This is a genomic window from Neisseria sp. P0001.S005, from assembly GCF_051963715.1.
Genome location: NZ_JBQCTZ010000088.1, coordinates 1 through 14564, shown reverse-complemented (window position 1 = coordinate 14564; position 14564 = coordinate 1). Strand labels below are relative to the sequence as shown.

The following is a 14564-nucleotide window of genomic DNA, read 5'->3' as shown; positions in this document are numbered from 1 at the left end:
CGTACCGCAAACGGGCCTCTCCCAAAACCACCCACTGCAATCACTTGCAACGGCATTCCGCTGGAAAAACCCAAATCTGCAAGACGACGGGTTACCAAGGTATCCAAATCACCAAAAACAGGATTGGGAGCAATGGAATCAATATGTACGACTGCGCCTTTTTTCAGGCGCGACAAAGGAATGGTAGACATAAGCCTCTCTTTTCATTTGTTTTAAAAAATCAGATTATTAGAAATGTGAGAAGTACTGACGAATGTGCGGCACATTTGAAAGGTTGGATAAGAGTGGCGATTCGCTACTTCTTTCAATAAGTGCGGTTTGTTTTAAGTATTGTTATTTTTTTGCTAATGATAAGGTATATCAATATAAAAATCAAATGTAGGCAGAGAAATTAAAAAAGCCGAAACCCTTGTGATTGTTTGGGTTTCAGCCTTTATATACACTCGATAAACTAAAGGCCGTCTGAAAAGTTTCAGACGGCCTTCAAAATAAAAAACCGAATAGAATCGGTTTTTTATTCCTATCTAGGAAAAAACGCTCAATTACAGAGCATCTTTCAATGCTTTACCGGCACGGAATTTAGGCGTTTTAGCAGCAGCAATAGTCAAAGGCTCGCCAGTTTTAGGATTGCGGCCTTGACGTTCGGCACGTTCGCCGACGTAGAAAGTACCGAAACCGACCAGAGTAACAGTATCGCCGTTTTTCAGTGCGTTGGTTACGGCATTAGTAGTAGCATCCAAAGCTTTTTGCGCAGCAGATTTGGAAATGCCGGCTTCTTGAGCAATTGCTTCGATCAATTCAGACTTGTTCACAATTAGTCCCTTCCTATCGTATAAAGATGATGAAATGCCCGAATACTCGGGGCTTGAGCGCTTTCAAAGCACATACGCACTTTATAGCAATTCTGAAATTATCATGTCAAGTAAAAAATGTGGAATTGCCCTATTTTTGGGGCATTCAGGGCAAAACCACATTTTTTGCAACATCAGACGGCCAACTTAATGCTTGGTTGCTTTTGTTCTTGACTTTGTCTTAGGAGTTTGCACGGTCTCGGCAACTGCCAATTCGGCAACCCATTGCTCAGGCTGAGTTTCCAGACCCAAAGCCAACACTTCATCAATCCATTTGACCGGATGGATGGTCAGACCGGTTTTGACATTTTCAGGAATTTCTTCCAAATCTTTGACGTTGTCTTTCGGAATCAATACATGCTTGATGCCGCCGCGCAAAGCAGCCAGCAGTTTTTCTTTCAAACCGCCGATCGGCAACACTTCACCACGCAAAGTGATTTCACCGGTCATCGCCACATCCGCACGCACCGGAATTTTGGTAAAGGCAGAAACCATCGCCAAAGTCATGGCAATACCTGCGCTCGGACCGTCTTTCGGCGTCGCACCTTCCGGCACATGGACGTGAATGTCTTTCTTCTCGTAAAAATCAGGAGCCAGACCCACTGATTCAGCACGGGAACGGACAACCGACCATGCGGCCGATACCGATTCTTTCATCACATCACCCAGTTGGCCGGTACATTGAATCGTACCTTTGCCCGGCAAAGCAACTGCCTCTACGGTCAACAACTCGCCACCGACTTCGGTCCAAGCCAGACCGGTTACCTGACCGATGCGGTTTTCGCTTTCGGCCACGCCATAGTCGAAACGGCGCACGCCTAGATAGTCATGCAGATTTTTCTCAGTAACTTTAATTGCTTTAGGCTTGGCCTTGCTTGCTGTTTTGGATTTGGACGCTTTTTTCTTGTCCTCATTCAAGGTAACCTGCATTACTACTTTGCGGCAGATTTTAGCAATTTCGCGATCCAACGAGCGGACGCCGGCCTCGCGGGTGTAGTAACGGATAATATCGCGCACCGCACTTTCATCAACCACCAACTCACCCTCTTTCACACCATTGCGCTTCATTTGTTTCGGCACAAGGTATTGCATGGCAATATTGATTTTTTCATCTTCCGTGTAACCGGACAGACGGATGATTTCCATACGGTCAAGCAGCGGCGTCGGGATATTCAAGCTGTTTGAAGTGGCAATAAACATCACATCGCTCAAATCGTAATCGACTTCGGCATAGTGGTCGGCGAACTTGTTGTTTTGCTCAGGATCGAGCACTTCAAGCAATGCACTGGCCGGATCACCACGGAAATCGCTGCCCATTTTGTCGATTTCATCAAGCAGGAACAATGGGTTTTTCACCCCCGCTTTCGCCATGTTTTGCAGGATTTTGCCCGGCATAGAGCCGATATAGGTACGGCGGTGGCCGCGGATTTCGCTTTCATCACGCACGCCGCCTAATGCCATACGCACATATTGACGGCCTGTGGCTTTGGCAATCGACTCACCCAAGGAAGTTTTACCTACCCCCGGAGGGCCAACCAAACACAAAATCGGGCCTTTGAGCTTGTCCATTCGTTTTTGAACGGCCAAATATTCCAAAATGCGCTCTTTGACTTTTTCCAAACCATAGTGGTCGGCATTCAAAATCAAATCAGCTTTGGCAATATCTTTGCTGACACGAGATTTTTTCTTCCATGGCAGCTCAAGCAAAGTATCGATATAGTTGCGCACGACGGTCGATTCCGCAGACATCGGCGGCATCATTTTCAGTTTTTTCAATTCAGACAGACATTTTTCTTCAGCCTCTTTGCTCATGCCTGCTTCTTTGATTTTGTTTTCCAGCGCATCTAGCTCGCCGCGCTCGTCTTCTTCGCCCAATTCTTTCTGAATTGCTTTTACTTGCTCATTCAAGTAATACTCGCGTTGGGATTTTTCCATTTGACGTTTTACACGGCCACGAATGCGTTTCTCGACCTGCATGATGTCGAGTTCGGCTTCCAACTGAGCCAGCAGAAATTCCAAACGCTCAACAATGCCGGCAGTCTCCAGCACATATTGACGCTGCTCCAATTTCAGCTGCAAATGCGCGGCAATAGTATCGGCAAGACGGCTGTTGTCATCGATACTGCTGATGGTACTGATAACTTCGGCAGGGATTTTTTTGTTCAATTTCGCATATTGCTCAAATTGAGTCAGCAAGGTACGGCGCAAGGCTTCAATTTCGGGATTGTCCTTGTCGCTGTTTTCATCAATCGCCTCAACATGGGATAAAAACAGTCCGCCTGTTTCATCAACCGTCAATGCGCGCGCACGACGGATACCTTCTACCAATACTTTAACGGTGCCGTCAGGCAGCTTCAAAACCTGCAAAACTTGGGCAACCGTACCGGTCTGGTGCAAATCTTCGGCTTTAGGGTCTTCTGTATTAGGGTCAAGCTGGGCCAACAGGAAAACCGGATCATCATTAGCCATTGCCGCCTCAAGGGCTGCAATCGATTTAGGACGACCGACGAACAGCGGCAATACCATATGCGGATACACCACGACATCGCGTAAAGGCAAGGTAGCCAGCGCACTGTATTCCTCGAAATATTTGTCTTTTGTCGGCATAGTTAGAAATCTCAATCATTGTTAAATCAGAATGTAGCTCAAAATTGGGCTGAAGCGCTCCATTTCAAGACTTGAAAACAGCTTATCCGCACCTATTTTCAAAAACATCATTTTTAATAGCCCGATATGGACGTTTACGATAAAATATATCGGATTTTGGGCCGTCTGAAAACTTTTCAGACGGCCCTGGCTAACCAAACAAGGTAGTAAACCATGACAGACTCAACCGAAAAAAAATCATTAATTGAATTCCCTTGCACCTTTCCTGTAAAAGTCATGGGCGCGGTTCATCCGGAATTTGAATCCGCCATCTTGGAAACTGTGCGCAAACATGCTCCCGATACCGAGCCGCACCACATTACTACGCGCCCAAGCAGCAAAGGCAACTACACCAGCGCAACCGTCAAAGTAAATGTCGACAACCAAGAGCAGCTCGACAATATCTACCGCGACCTGACTTCACACGAATTGGTAAAAGTGGTGCTGTAATGAAAATCGTGCACAAAGGCTTGGTCGATTACCTGCCGACTTTCGAAGCCATGAAGGCATTTAATGCCTCGCGTGACGAAAACACCGAAGACGAATTATGGGTGGTCGAACATCCGCCCGTATTCACCCAGGGCTTGGCCGGAAAACCTGAACACCTCCTCATCCGCGACGATATTCCCGTTGTCCAAATTGACAGAGGTGGTCAAATTACTTATCACGGCCCCGGTCAATTGGTCGTCTATACGATGATCAATTTCAAACGCCGTAAAACCAGCGTCCGCCATATCGTTTCCGCACTTGAAAACAGCATCATCGCCACCTTGGCAGAATACGGCATCGAAGCAGCCGCCGATCCCAAACGCCCCGGCGTTTATGTCGGAGAGCGTAAAATCGCTTCCCTGGGCCTGCGTATTAAAGACGGCTCCGTTTACCACGGTTTGGCGCTTAACGTGAACATGGATTTAAGCCCGTTTACCCATATCAACCCCTGCGGTTATGCCGGTATGGAAATGACCCAAATTGCCGACTATGTCTCTCCGGCACCCAGTTTGGCAGAAGTTTCAGACAAACTGACCAAGCATTTACAAAAAGAGCTGGCATAAGGCCGTCTGAAAATATTCAGCTCCAACACCATCTTTTAACTGCCCCTCTGAACCCACAAGCCCTTAGGCCATAAAGGCCGCAATCAGCTTTTCAGACGGCCTTTATAACGACAGAAAGAACACATCACCATGAGTGAAGAAGTAAAAAACGACCCCAAACGCGGCATCAAACTGAAAGGCGCAGACAAAACTGCACGCATTCCGATTAAAGTGGTTCCATTGGAACAAAAATTGAAAAAGCCCGAATGGATCCGCGCCAAATTACCGGGCAAGAAATTCTTTGAAATCAAAAATATTCTTCGCGAACAAAAAATGCATACCGTGTGCGAAGAAGCATCTTGTCCAAATATCAGCGAATGCTTTACCAAGGGTACGGCCACATTCATGATCATGGGCGATATTTGTACCCGCCGCTGCCCGTTCTGCGACGTTGGCCATGGCCGCCCCAATATGTTGGATCCTGACGAGCCTAAACACTTGGCCGAATCCGTCAAATCCATGAACCTGCGCTATGTCGTGATCACTTCCGTCGACCGTGACGACCTGCGTGATGGCGGTGCCCAACACTTCGCCGACTGCATTAAAGCCATCCGCGAAACCAGCCCGAATACCAAAATCGAAATCCTTGTTCCCGATTTCCGCGGCCGTCTGGATATCGCACTGGAAATCTTGGCAGAAACACCACCCGACGTGATGAACCACAACTTGGAAACTCATCCAAGCCTGTATAAAAAAGCCCGTCCGGGTGCCAACTACCAACATTCCCTCGAGCTTCTGCGCCGCTACAAAGAAATGATGCCCCATATCCCGACCAAATCCGGCATCATGGTCGGCTTGGGCGAAACAGACGAGGACGTGCGCGAAATCATGCGCGATATGCGTGCCAACAATATCGAGATGATTACCATCGGCCAATATCTGCAACCTTCAGACGGCCACTTGCCCGTCTTGCGCTATGTAACGCCCGACCAATTCAAAGTTTTTGAAAAAGAAGCATACGAATTAGGCTTTACCAATGCCGCCATCGGTGCAATGGTCCGCTCCAGCTACCACGCAGACGAACAAGCAGCCGAAGCATTGCGTGAAACCCACGGCGGTTGCAGCCATCACTGATGGTTTAAATCATATAAGGCCGTCTGAAAAATCAGTAGACTGTTTTTTTCAGACGGCCTTTGTTTAATATACAAAACTCTTCAGATTTCCAAAATAAACCTTATTCAAACTCTAAAGAAAACTAAGAATTCAATCCACTTATATTGATAATAAATTGAAAAAATATAGGAATTATCCTTTTTTATAATGGGTTTATGCTCTGTTGCATCTGTCATTTCCTTTATCAGGCTATCTGGATTCCATTCGAAGAAGCGGCTTGCAAAACGAGTTATGGTGTCTATCCATATGCTTGTATACCCATATTTTCTTGAAATACATCCTCGTATATGAGTTCTTAGAGATACAAAAAAGAGAAAGTCTTAAAATAAGTAAGCCTTTTCATATAACTAAGAAAAAAGGCAATCATCAAGGTTTGAAAGTTAAAAATGCTTGGTAAAAATAGCCTAGAAAATAGGATAAACAGATGAAAGTAAATATAGATGATTCATTGAAGGAACAAGGAGTTCACACCTCCGTAAAAAAGAGAAAACTCAGCTTTGATGAGATTCGTTTCAATCTCTTTGCTTATTTAGAGGATTATTCCAAGATGGGATTCTCTTTTGTAAAAGCAGGCAATGAGCTATTGGAAATAAGGAAAGAGCTTGACAGATATACTCTTTTCGGACAGTGTTTTTTAGGCTATTTTGTGATTAGCCAAAAGAACCAGATCTTCTTAATTTGCAATCCGGAAGGAGTAGAAGTATTTCAAAAGCCAAGAATTTTTGTCAATCATTCTTTACAGGCTTTTGTTTCTTCCTATTCTCTATTTATGTCTGCCGTCTTTCTTTTAAAATCAAAATTCTATAAGAGTCAGGCTTATCAAGCAGAGGAAATTGCAACAGATCTGATGAATAAAGTGGCAGATTTGGAAGAGCCCATTGAACAAGAGTTAACATTCTGGGAACATATCGCTTATTTAATAGAAGATGATGGAATCGTTTTAAGAGATGACCTATTTCATATTTTGAATAAAGGATACTAGACCTTAGAGTGTTGGCTTCTAAATCCTGCTTAGCCACATAAAAATTGAAAATCAGATATAAGAGGAATTATTTTTGTTTCTAATACAGTCTTGGTAGATAATCAACCATCAAGCAGATTTTGATCAAAGTTTTTTAAAGGCTTTGTCTTTAAGTAGGAAAAATCGAACAGTCTTCAATTCAGTCAGATCCGGATAGATGACAGGATGAAACCTAAGATTTTTTCTAGGTAGGAAATGGAAAGGATGGACTGGAGGACCTGTGTCAGTAACATTTTTTGTAACAGGATACTACAAAAAGAAATCGATAACCAGAAAAAATAGAAGAATTTAAGTAATTATCCCAAAATTAAATAATACAAAAAAGCGGCAAAACAGGATAAACACTGTTTGCCGCTTTTTAATTTATTTCTTTATTTTACTTCTTCAACAATTTTGCCGCTTCAATCGCGTAGTAAGTCAAAATACCATCGGCGCCGGCGCGTTTGAATGCCAATAAGCTTTCCAAAATGGTTTTCTCACCATCCAACCAGCCATTTTGAATGGCAGCTTGAAGCATGGCATATTCGCCGGAAACTTGGTAAGCATAAGTCGGTACGCCAAACTCGTCTTTAACTCGGCGGACGACATCCAGATATGGCAAACCCGGTTTTACCATTACCATGTCTGCGCCTTCTTGAATATCCAATGCGACTTCGTGCAAGGCTTCGTTAGTATTTGCAGGGTCCATTTGGTAGGTTTTCTTGTCTGCCTTACCCAAATTGCCGGAGCTGCCGACGGCATCGCGGAACGGGCCGTAGAATGCTGAAGCATATTTTGCCGAATACGCCATAATGCGTGTATGGATGTGTCCGGCATCTTCCAAGGCTTCACGGATGGCAAGAATACGTCCGTCCATCATGTCTGACGGGGCAATGACTTGTGCGCCTGCATCGGCATGGCACAAAGCCTGTTTTACCAAAACTTCAATGGTTTCATCGTTGAGGACATAGCCATTTTCATCGGTTAAACCGTCTTGGCCGTGAATGGTATAAGGGTCTAAGGCAACGTCGGTCATAATCCCCAGCTCTGGGAATTTCTCGCGCAGGGTTCGCACTACTGTCGGTACCAAGCCTTCCGGGTTATAAGCCTCCTCCGCAAATTCGGTTTTGTTTTGCGTTACCACGGGAAACAAAGCCAGCATAGGAATACCGAGATTCAGTGCTTCTTCAGCGGTAAACAACAATTTATCCAAACTTTGGCGTTTGACGCCGGGCATAGACGGCACTGCCTCTTCCTGGTTCTGACCTTCCAATACAAAAACCGGATAGATTAAATCATCTGCCGTCAAAGTATGCTCGCGCATCAGACGGCGTGAAAAATCGTCTTTACGCATACGGCGCATACGGGTGTTTGAGACATAACGCGGAGGGAAATTCATAACAATTGCCTTTCAATAATGAAGTCTTAAAATCAGTCTTCGACTTGACGTATGGCTTTGACCGAACGTTTGATTTCGCTGAGCGTACCGGTTTTATAACTATTACGTTCCTGCTCGGTCATACCGTTTTGATCCAATTTGGCGATATTTTTCAATGCCTCGGCATATTGGCCGTCTGAAAGTTTTTCCTGTTTGATGCGCCAACGGTTGTTCACTTCGGAAGCCGTCCATAATCCTACTTTGTTGTAGTAGAACAAAATGCTTGCCGCCAGCGTCTTCATATCGCTGTCGGGCTTGGCACTGCCGATACTGCGGCCGATACGGTTGTTACGTTGATCGACTGCCTGGTCGGCAAGGTAACGGCTGAAGTAGTCGTCTTTACCTTCACGCAACTCCATATCCGTCAGGCGCGCATTACCTGCTTTTTCGGCAATAATGCTGTCGAATTTAGAAGCAATTGCCGCCTGCCATAATGCTTGGCGTACGGCATTGACCTGTGTTCCCCTGCTGTCGCCGTTTGCTTTGTCATCCAAACCTGTACGCTCGGCAAAGCGCGTGGCATTACTGGTCATATTGATTAAGCCTTCATCCTCCATACCGATGACTTGGGCGGCCACGGGATGGTTAAGCGCAAATTGTGCCATTTTACTGCGGCGGCTTTGATCTTCCTGATACGATTGGCAACCGGACAATACCAGCATGCCGAGAACGGCGCATTGAATGTGTTTTTTAATATGTTTCATGATGTAACTATCGATATTATTGTGTGAGTTCAACTTATTGTTTAACATAGAAACGCCCGTAAGCGCAAAATAATTCCCATACGGCCAAATCGGCGCATGAATGGCTATTTTATAATAAAAATAAGGCCGTCTGAAATTTTTCAGACGGCATAAGTATTTTTAACCTACCAAGCTTCGAATTTGCGGCCAATAAAACAGACAGGCTATCGAGCAAATAGCAATACTGATACCGGCTGCATTAATGCTGCTGATTTTTTCTTTAAACATTGCCGCACCAATCAGCGTACCCAAAACAATTACGCCGATGTTCATACCGGCAAACACCAAGGTCGGATTATCCTTCATGATTTGGTGTGCCGAGATGTAGGTAACAATATTCAAAAAATTCAGGCAACCCAAAATCATACCACCCACTATACCCTCTTTGGTCCATTTGCTTCCTTTGGCAAACAGGTAGCCAAACATCAAGATACCGGCCAAACAAAATGCTACCAGCAAATTACCGGCAAACGCGGTACCGCTTTTCGCCACTTGTTTGAACAGAATATCAATGATGCCGTAGCCACACCAAACGCCCAAAAGCAGCATCACTTGCGTGCCGAAACCGCCGGATTTCTTACCGCCATCGTTTTTCCAAAGCAAGAAAAACAATGCTGTAAATGCCAATACCAAACCAATCAGACGGCCTTCGGTCAGTTGTTCATGAAAAAGCGTGAATGAAGCGATAATGGGCAAAAACAGCGATAAGCGCTGTGCCGCATCCGATTTGACGATACCTGCCGCATCGACGGATTTGCCCATAATGACAAACACGCTTGGCAACAAGATACCCAAAGCCGCAAAGAGCCACCAAGTCGGTAAAAATACCTGCGGATTACTCAAATCGGGCTTTAACACCAGCATGGTCAAAGTAACGGCAACGATATAGTTCACCGCCACCGCCTGCTCAATATTGATTTTTTGCTTGCGCGCCACTTTCAGCAATACGGAAACCAACACGCTGCAAACGATACTTGCCAATAAATATGCCATGCTTTAAAACCATCCTTGATTGGAAACAGGCTTATCGTCATTCAGTTTAATCAGTCCGACAACTACGCGATAAATGAGCCAAATACCGGTCGCCACCAAAATCAGCCAACCGATTAAGATCAGTATGGTTAACATCCCGAAAAGCATACCCACCAAAGACACCCAAAATGTCTTAATCAGCCAATCAATATGGCTGGCGTAAATGCTGCCTTGTGCCTCATCGCGTTTGACATATGCCAAAATCACACCGACAACGGGTGCAAACCAGATAAACAGGCCCAACGCATATGTAATATAGGCAATAAAAACATAGTTTTTCACTTCAGAATTAGACTTATTGACCATATTTGCCCCCATATTATTGTTCCCTGTATTATAGTTTTCCGTATGATTGACCACCGTATTATTGAAGCCGTTGTCTTGGACTTCCTGGCGCTCGTACTGCATAGCCGCATCATAAGCCAGACGTTTTTCCGGATGAGACAATACTTCAAATGCCTGTCCGATGGCTTTAAACCGCTCCGCATCTTTTTGAATATCCGGATTGGCCACCAATTTGCCATAAGCCTCGCGGATAACGTTGATATCAGCATCCTGAGACACACCCAAGATTTCGTATAAATTCACTTGTTCCATCTATATTCCCCTCCTTTACGCGTCCACTGCAACATGAACATCTTGCGGATTAAGCGTCCGCAGGTTTTCAGGCTTCATGCCTACGATAAACCCACGTTTTCCGCCATTGATAAAAATCTCGTCTAAAACCCAAATGCTTTCTTCCACATAAACCGGCAACGCGGTTTTCATACCGAACGGAGACGTCCTACCGACCAAATATCCTGTCCATTTCGCCGCCTGATCCGCCGTTGCCGGCTCGATGTGTTTCAAGCCCAGTTCACGCGCCAAATTGCGGGTGGAAATATGTTTGTCGCCGTGCATTAACACAACCAAGCCTTTTTTGTGTTCATCCTGCAGGACGATTGTTTTGATGACTTGATGCTCGGGCTTGCCCGTGCACTCGGCAAAACGCGCCGTACCGCCGTGTTCTTCATACGCGTAAACATAAGGGACAAAATCGATTTTTTTACTGCGTAAAAAGCGCACCGCCTGCGTAACCGGATATTCTGCTTTACTCATGGGTTGTTTTCCGCCATCCTTTTCAGACGGCCCCTCTTAAATGTGGAACGTAAACAACTGCAATGTTACCATACCTTCTTTTTGAAATCAGGAGACAACATGGACATCCGCTATCTTGATGCAAGTAAACGCTATTCGGAAGCCGTCGTGGCCAACGGCTTGGTTTTCCTCTCCGGCATGGTTCCCGAAAATCCTGAAGCCGACGCCAAAGCGCAAACTGAAAACGTTTTGACGCAAATCGATTCATGGCTCGCACAATGCCAATCCGACAAAGCACATATTTTAGAAGCCACCATCTATCTGCCCGATATGAGCGACTACGCCGCCATGAACGAAGCCTGGGACGCATGGACAGCACCTGAGCGCGCTCCGGCCCGCGCCTGTGTGGAGGCGAAACTGGCTTCGCCCGACTGGAAGGTTGAAATCAAAATCACCGCCCTTCAAATCAAATAAAGCGCAAATATTAGGCCGTCTGAAAACGCCGCTTCAATCAAGCAAGCGCAGTTTTTCAGACGGCCTTTATTCTTTTGCGGTACAATACCGCCCTTAAATTTTTCTATTATTTCAAAGCACAAACAGCCATGTCCAAAAAAACCAAGCAAGAATTAGAAAACAACAAACTCAGCAAACGCCTGCGCCACGCCGTCGGCGATGCCATTAACGATTTCAACATGATCGAACCGGGCGACAAAATCATGGTCTGCCTCTCCGGCGGCAAAGACAGCTACGCCCTTTTAGACATTCTGCGCCAGCTTCAAGCCAGCGCGCCGATTGATTTCGAACTGGTCGCCGTCAATCTCGACCAAAAGCAGCCGGGCTTCCCCGAAGAAGTATTGCCGACCTATCTCGAAAGCATCGGCGTACCGTACAAAATCGTTGAAGAAGACACCTACTCCACCGTCAAACGCGTGTTGGACGAAGGCAAAACGACTTGTTCGCTGTGCAGCCGCCTGCGCCGCGGCATCCTCTACCGCACCGCAAAAGAATTGGGCTGCACCAAAATCGCCTTGGGACACCACCGCGACGACATCCTTGCCACTATGTTCCTGAATATGTTCTACGGCGGCAAACTCAAAGCCATGCCGCCCAAACTAGTCAGCGACAACGGCGAACACATTGTCATCCGTCCTCTGGCGTATGTCAAAGAGAAGGACTTGATCAAATACGCCGAGCTGAAGCAATTCCCAATTATTCCATGCAACCTCTGCGGCTCTCAGCCCAACCTGCAACGCCAAGTCATCGGCGACATGCTGCGCGATTGGGACAAACGTTTCCCCGGTCGTATCGAGTCTATGTTCTCAGCCCTGCAAAACGTCGTTCCATCGCATTTAGCCGACACCGAACTTTTCGACTTTGTCGGCCTGGAACGCGGTCAAAGCCTGAAACACGGCGGCGACTTGGCGTTTGACAGCGAAAAAATGCCGGAACGTTTCTCCGATGGCAGCGAAGAAGACGAAAGCGAAATCAAAATCGAACCGCAAAAAGCCGAACGCAAAGTCATCAATATTTTGGCAAATAAACCCAAAACCTGCGGTTTATAATTCCATTTAATTTTCAGACGGCCTTTCGGTAGCTATTTACCGAAAGGCCGTCTGAATATTCATATTTAAAATTTTTCTATTCTTTTTTATCTATTCTTTCCCTGACAAACCGTGCAGCAGCAATCCCAATACGTCTTGCGGCAACTTTTGCGGCGCGGCGGCATAAAGCGCAGCCAGTTGAGGATGGCGCATCAATATATCCGCCTGACGAATGAACAGGTCGATGAGTTCCACCGGCAAATCAGGCTGAATCAGGCGGCGGTGCTGCAGAGTATGGAAGAATCCGCGCATAAAAGCGTATTTTTCTTCGTTCAATTCGTGGAAAAACCGCTCCAGCTCCAAATTGGTGTTCTCTTCGATGTCGCGCAGGAAAGCGGCGGAATAGAGTTCTTCAAACGATTGTTTTTGCAGGGCAAACACAGCCTCGGCGGCTTCGCGCAGGCTGCATTGCCGTGCAAGCAGATTTTCAAATTCGGCACGGACGCGGTTTTTCTGCTCGGTAACGATTGCCTGCAAAAGTGCGTTTTTACCGCTGTAATATTTGTAAAAAGTAACGCGGCTGACGGCGGCCTCGGCGCAGATACTGCCTACGGATACAGCGGAAAAGCCATGTTCGCGGAATAAGCGGCGGGCGGTATCGGCGATGGTTTGTTGTTTGCTGGCAGTCATGACGGTAGGAAGGTTTTGATTTTGTTCATAAAGGTTTTTCATTAAAGTTATCCGCAAGTCGGATGCTTATCATATTTCCCCACGGCGGCAATGGCAATATGGCGGCTTTCAGACAACCTCCTTCCTTATCCCTCCACTCCGCCCTACGAATGAGGGCTATCGGATGCTTAGCAGGCCAAATTCATGAAGATTACAGAATCTGCCTCCACCAACCTTCTCCCAAAAATAGGAGAGGGATTTTTTGGACGATTCACAAGATAAGAGGGAAGTAAAGTGAATGATAAACACTTGCATTCCTGTTTCTTATTTCTTATACTTTACATTAATAGTTTGTTTTATGTAAATGTGTAAACACAAATATTTGCATACTGACGGAACAATTGGATTACCTGATGTTCAATCCACCCCGACGTATGCCGTCTGAAAGGATAAGGAAATGCAGAAACACACCCTCCGCCGCCTCCCCCTATTGATTGCCGCCGCTTTCGCCTCCGAATGGATTTATGCCGCCGATGCGGTGCAAGATGCGGAACAGGTGCAGTTGGAAGAAGTCGTCGTCACCGGCGAACGCACCAATCGCAGCGGCTTTGAAACCGCCACGTCCAACCGCGTTTTCTCCACGCCGAACATCGACCGCAGCGGCCATAACCTTTCCGCCACCGACCTACTGAAACAAACCGTGAATACGGTGGACTTGGGCAGCGGCAACGATTTGCCGACCGTGCGCGGCGTGGACGGCTCCGGTCCTGCCGTCGGTGCGGTGGCGTTTTTCGCGGGCACGCGGCCGCGCCTGAACCTGTCCATAGACGGCCGCTCCGCCACTTACAACGAATACGCCTTCGGCACGCAGTCGCTGTGGGATATGCAGCAGGTGGAAGTCTTGCGCGGGCCGCAAAGCCATGTGCGCGGGCAGAATGCGGTGGCGGGCGCGGTGGTAATGCGTTCCAAAGACCCGACTGACGAATGGGAAGGCGCGTTGCGCTTGGGTTTGGGCAACCAGAAAACGCGCAACATCGCCGGCGTAGTGTCTGGTCCGATTGTGAAAAACAACCTTGCCTTCCGCTTGAGCGCGGAACGGCAACAGCGCGAAAGCTACGAGCCGTTCGTGTCCTACGAGCCGACCGGCAACCCGCGCCGCGTGGAAAACACCAACGTGCGCTTCAAACTCCTGCTCACGCCCGAAAACCATCCCGATTTTTACAGCCGCCTGACGCTGAACCACATCCGTTCGCGCGCGCCGCAAAACGAAATCATGGGCAACACCGCCAGCCGCCGTTTTTTAAAAGAAAAGCCCGTGTTCGTAACCGGCTCGACATCGGGCATCTGGGACGTATCGTGGCAG

At 46.9% G+C, this 14564-nt stretch carries 16 protein-coding genes; 7 read left to right on the top strand and 9 right to left on the bottom strand.

Going from position 1 to position 14564, the window contains the following annotated elements; genetic code table 11:
• The 3 genes from ACTHSP_RS11555 to lon all read right to left on the bottom strand — a co-directional run.
• Positions 1 to 191: FeoA family protein (locus ACTHSP_RS11555; RefSeq protein WP_440346128.1), on the bottom strand; the 191-nt coding region annotated here is incomplete at its 3' end.
• Positions 192 to 542: 351 nt separating this feature from the next.
• Entirely contained in the window at positions 543 to 812 is a 270-nt protein-coding gene (locus ACTHSP_RS11550; protein ID WP_003683413.1) for an HU family DNA-binding protein, read from the bottom strand.
• Between the two features lie 186 nt (positions 813 to 998).
• A complete protein-coding gene (gene lon, locus ACTHSP_RS11545; protein WP_440346127.1) occupies positions 999 to 3458 on the bottom strand; it encodes an endopeptidase La in 2460 nt (819 codons plus the stop codon).
• A 213-nt stretch (positions 3459 to 3671) separates the two neighbouring features.
• Here lon and ACTHSP_RS11540 point away from each other — a divergent pair, with 213 nt between their 5' ends.
• The 4 genes from ACTHSP_RS11540 (at position 3672) to ACTHSP_RS11525 (ending at position 6683) form a co-directional block, all read left to right on the top strand.
• A complete protein-coding gene (locus ACTHSP_RS11540; RefSeq protein ID WP_049328369.1) occupies positions 3672 to 3947 on the top strand; it encodes an HP0495 family protein in 276 nt (91 codons plus the stop codon).
• Positions 3947 to 4549 carry a lipoyl(octanoyl) transferase LipB gene (gene lipB, locus ACTHSP_RS11535; protein ID WP_049352317.1) on the top strand — a complete coding sequence of 201 codons (603 nt, stop codon included), beginning with the start codon at positions 3947 to 3949 and terminating at the stop codon, positions 4547 to 4549. Before ACTHSP_RS11540 ends, lipB begins: the two co-directional genes overlap by 1 nt.
• Positions 4550 to 4678: 129 nt before the next feature.
• Positions 4679 to 5662: a lipoyl synthase gene (gene lipA / locus ACTHSP_RS11530; protein WP_003683323.1), complete on the top strand. Its 984-nt coding sequence runs from the start codon at positions 4679 to 4681 to the stop codon at positions 5660 to 5662.
• Positions 5663 to 6125: 463 nt separating this feature from the next.
• A complete protein-coding gene (locus ACTHSP_RS11525; RefSeq protein ID WP_070608303.1) occupies positions 6126 to 6683 on the top strand; it encodes an immunity protein in 558 nt (185 codons plus the stop codon).
• 415 nt (positions 6684 to 7098) lie between these two features.
• On the opposite strand, the gene hemB is transcribed toward ACTHSP_RS11525, so the two are convergent.
• The 5 genes from hemB to ACTHSP_RS11500 form a co-directional block, all read right to left on the bottom strand.
• On the bottom strand, positions 7099 to 8100 hold the full coding sequence (gene hemB / locus ACTHSP_RS11520; RefSeq protein ID WP_039863499.1) for a porphobilinogen synthase: 1002 nt from the start codon (positions 8098 to 8100) through the stop codon (positions 7099 to 7101).
• Between the two features lie 32 nt (positions 8101 to 8132).
• On the bottom strand, positions 8133 to 8843 hold the full coding sequence (locus ACTHSP_RS11515) for a DUF6973 domain-containing protein (RefSeq protein ID WP_070608363.1): 711 nt from the start codon (positions 8841 to 8843) through the stop codon (positions 8133 to 8135).
• A gap of 159 nt (positions 8844 to 9002) precedes the next feature.
• A complete protein-coding gene (locus ACTHSP_RS11510; protein ID WP_314512908.1) occupies positions 9003 to 9875 on the bottom strand; it encodes a DMT family transporter in 873 nt (290 codons plus the stop codon).
• 3 nt (positions 9876 to 9878) lie between these two features.
• A complete protein-coding gene (locus ACTHSP_RS11505; protein WP_314512911.1) occupies positions 9879 to 10511 on the bottom strand; it encodes a DnaJ domain-containing protein in 633 nt (210 codons plus the stop codon).
• Between the two features lie 15 nt (positions 10512 to 10526).
• The gene (locus ACTHSP_RS11500) at positions 10527 to 11012 is read right to left on the bottom strand and encodes an aminoacyl-tRNA deacylase (RefSeq protein ID WP_440346126.1); all 486 of its coding nucleotides are present in this window, start codon (positions 11010 to 11012) and stop codon (positions 10527 to 10529) included.
• Between the two features lie 99 nt (positions 11013 to 11111).
• Between ACTHSP_RS11500 and ACTHSP_RS11495 the strand changes: the two genes are divergently transcribed.
• Positions 11112 to 11465, top strand: a complete 354-nt coding sequence (locus ACTHSP_RS11495) for a RidA family protein (RefSeq protein ID WP_314512913.1) — start codon at positions 11112 to 11114, stop codon at positions 11463 to 11465.
• Positions 11466 to 11593: 128 nt separating this feature from the next.
• Positions 11594 to 12553 (top strand): tRNA 2-thiocytidine(32) synthetase TtcA, encoded by a 960-nt coding sequence (gene ttcA, locus ACTHSP_RS11490; RefSeq protein ID WP_004519719.1) that lies wholly within the window; start codon positions 11594 to 11596, stop codon positions 12551 to 12553.
• Between the two features lie 90 nt (positions 12554 to 12643).
• Here ttcA and ACTHSP_RS11485 read toward each other — a convergent pair whose 3' ends face one another.
• Positions 12644 to 13264: a TetR/AcrR family transcriptional regulator gene (locus ACTHSP_RS11485; protein WP_314512915.1), complete on the bottom strand. Its 621-nt coding sequence runs from the start codon at positions 13262 to 13264 to the stop codon at positions 12644 to 12646.
• Positions 13265 to 13658: 394 nt separating this feature from the next.
• On the opposite strand from ACTHSP_RS11485, the gene ACTHSP_RS11480 reads away from it, so the two are divergent.
• On the top strand, positions 13659 to 14564 hold a 906-nt coding region (locus ACTHSP_RS11480), incomplete at its 3' end, for a TonB-dependent receptor plug domain-containing protein (protein WP_440346125.1).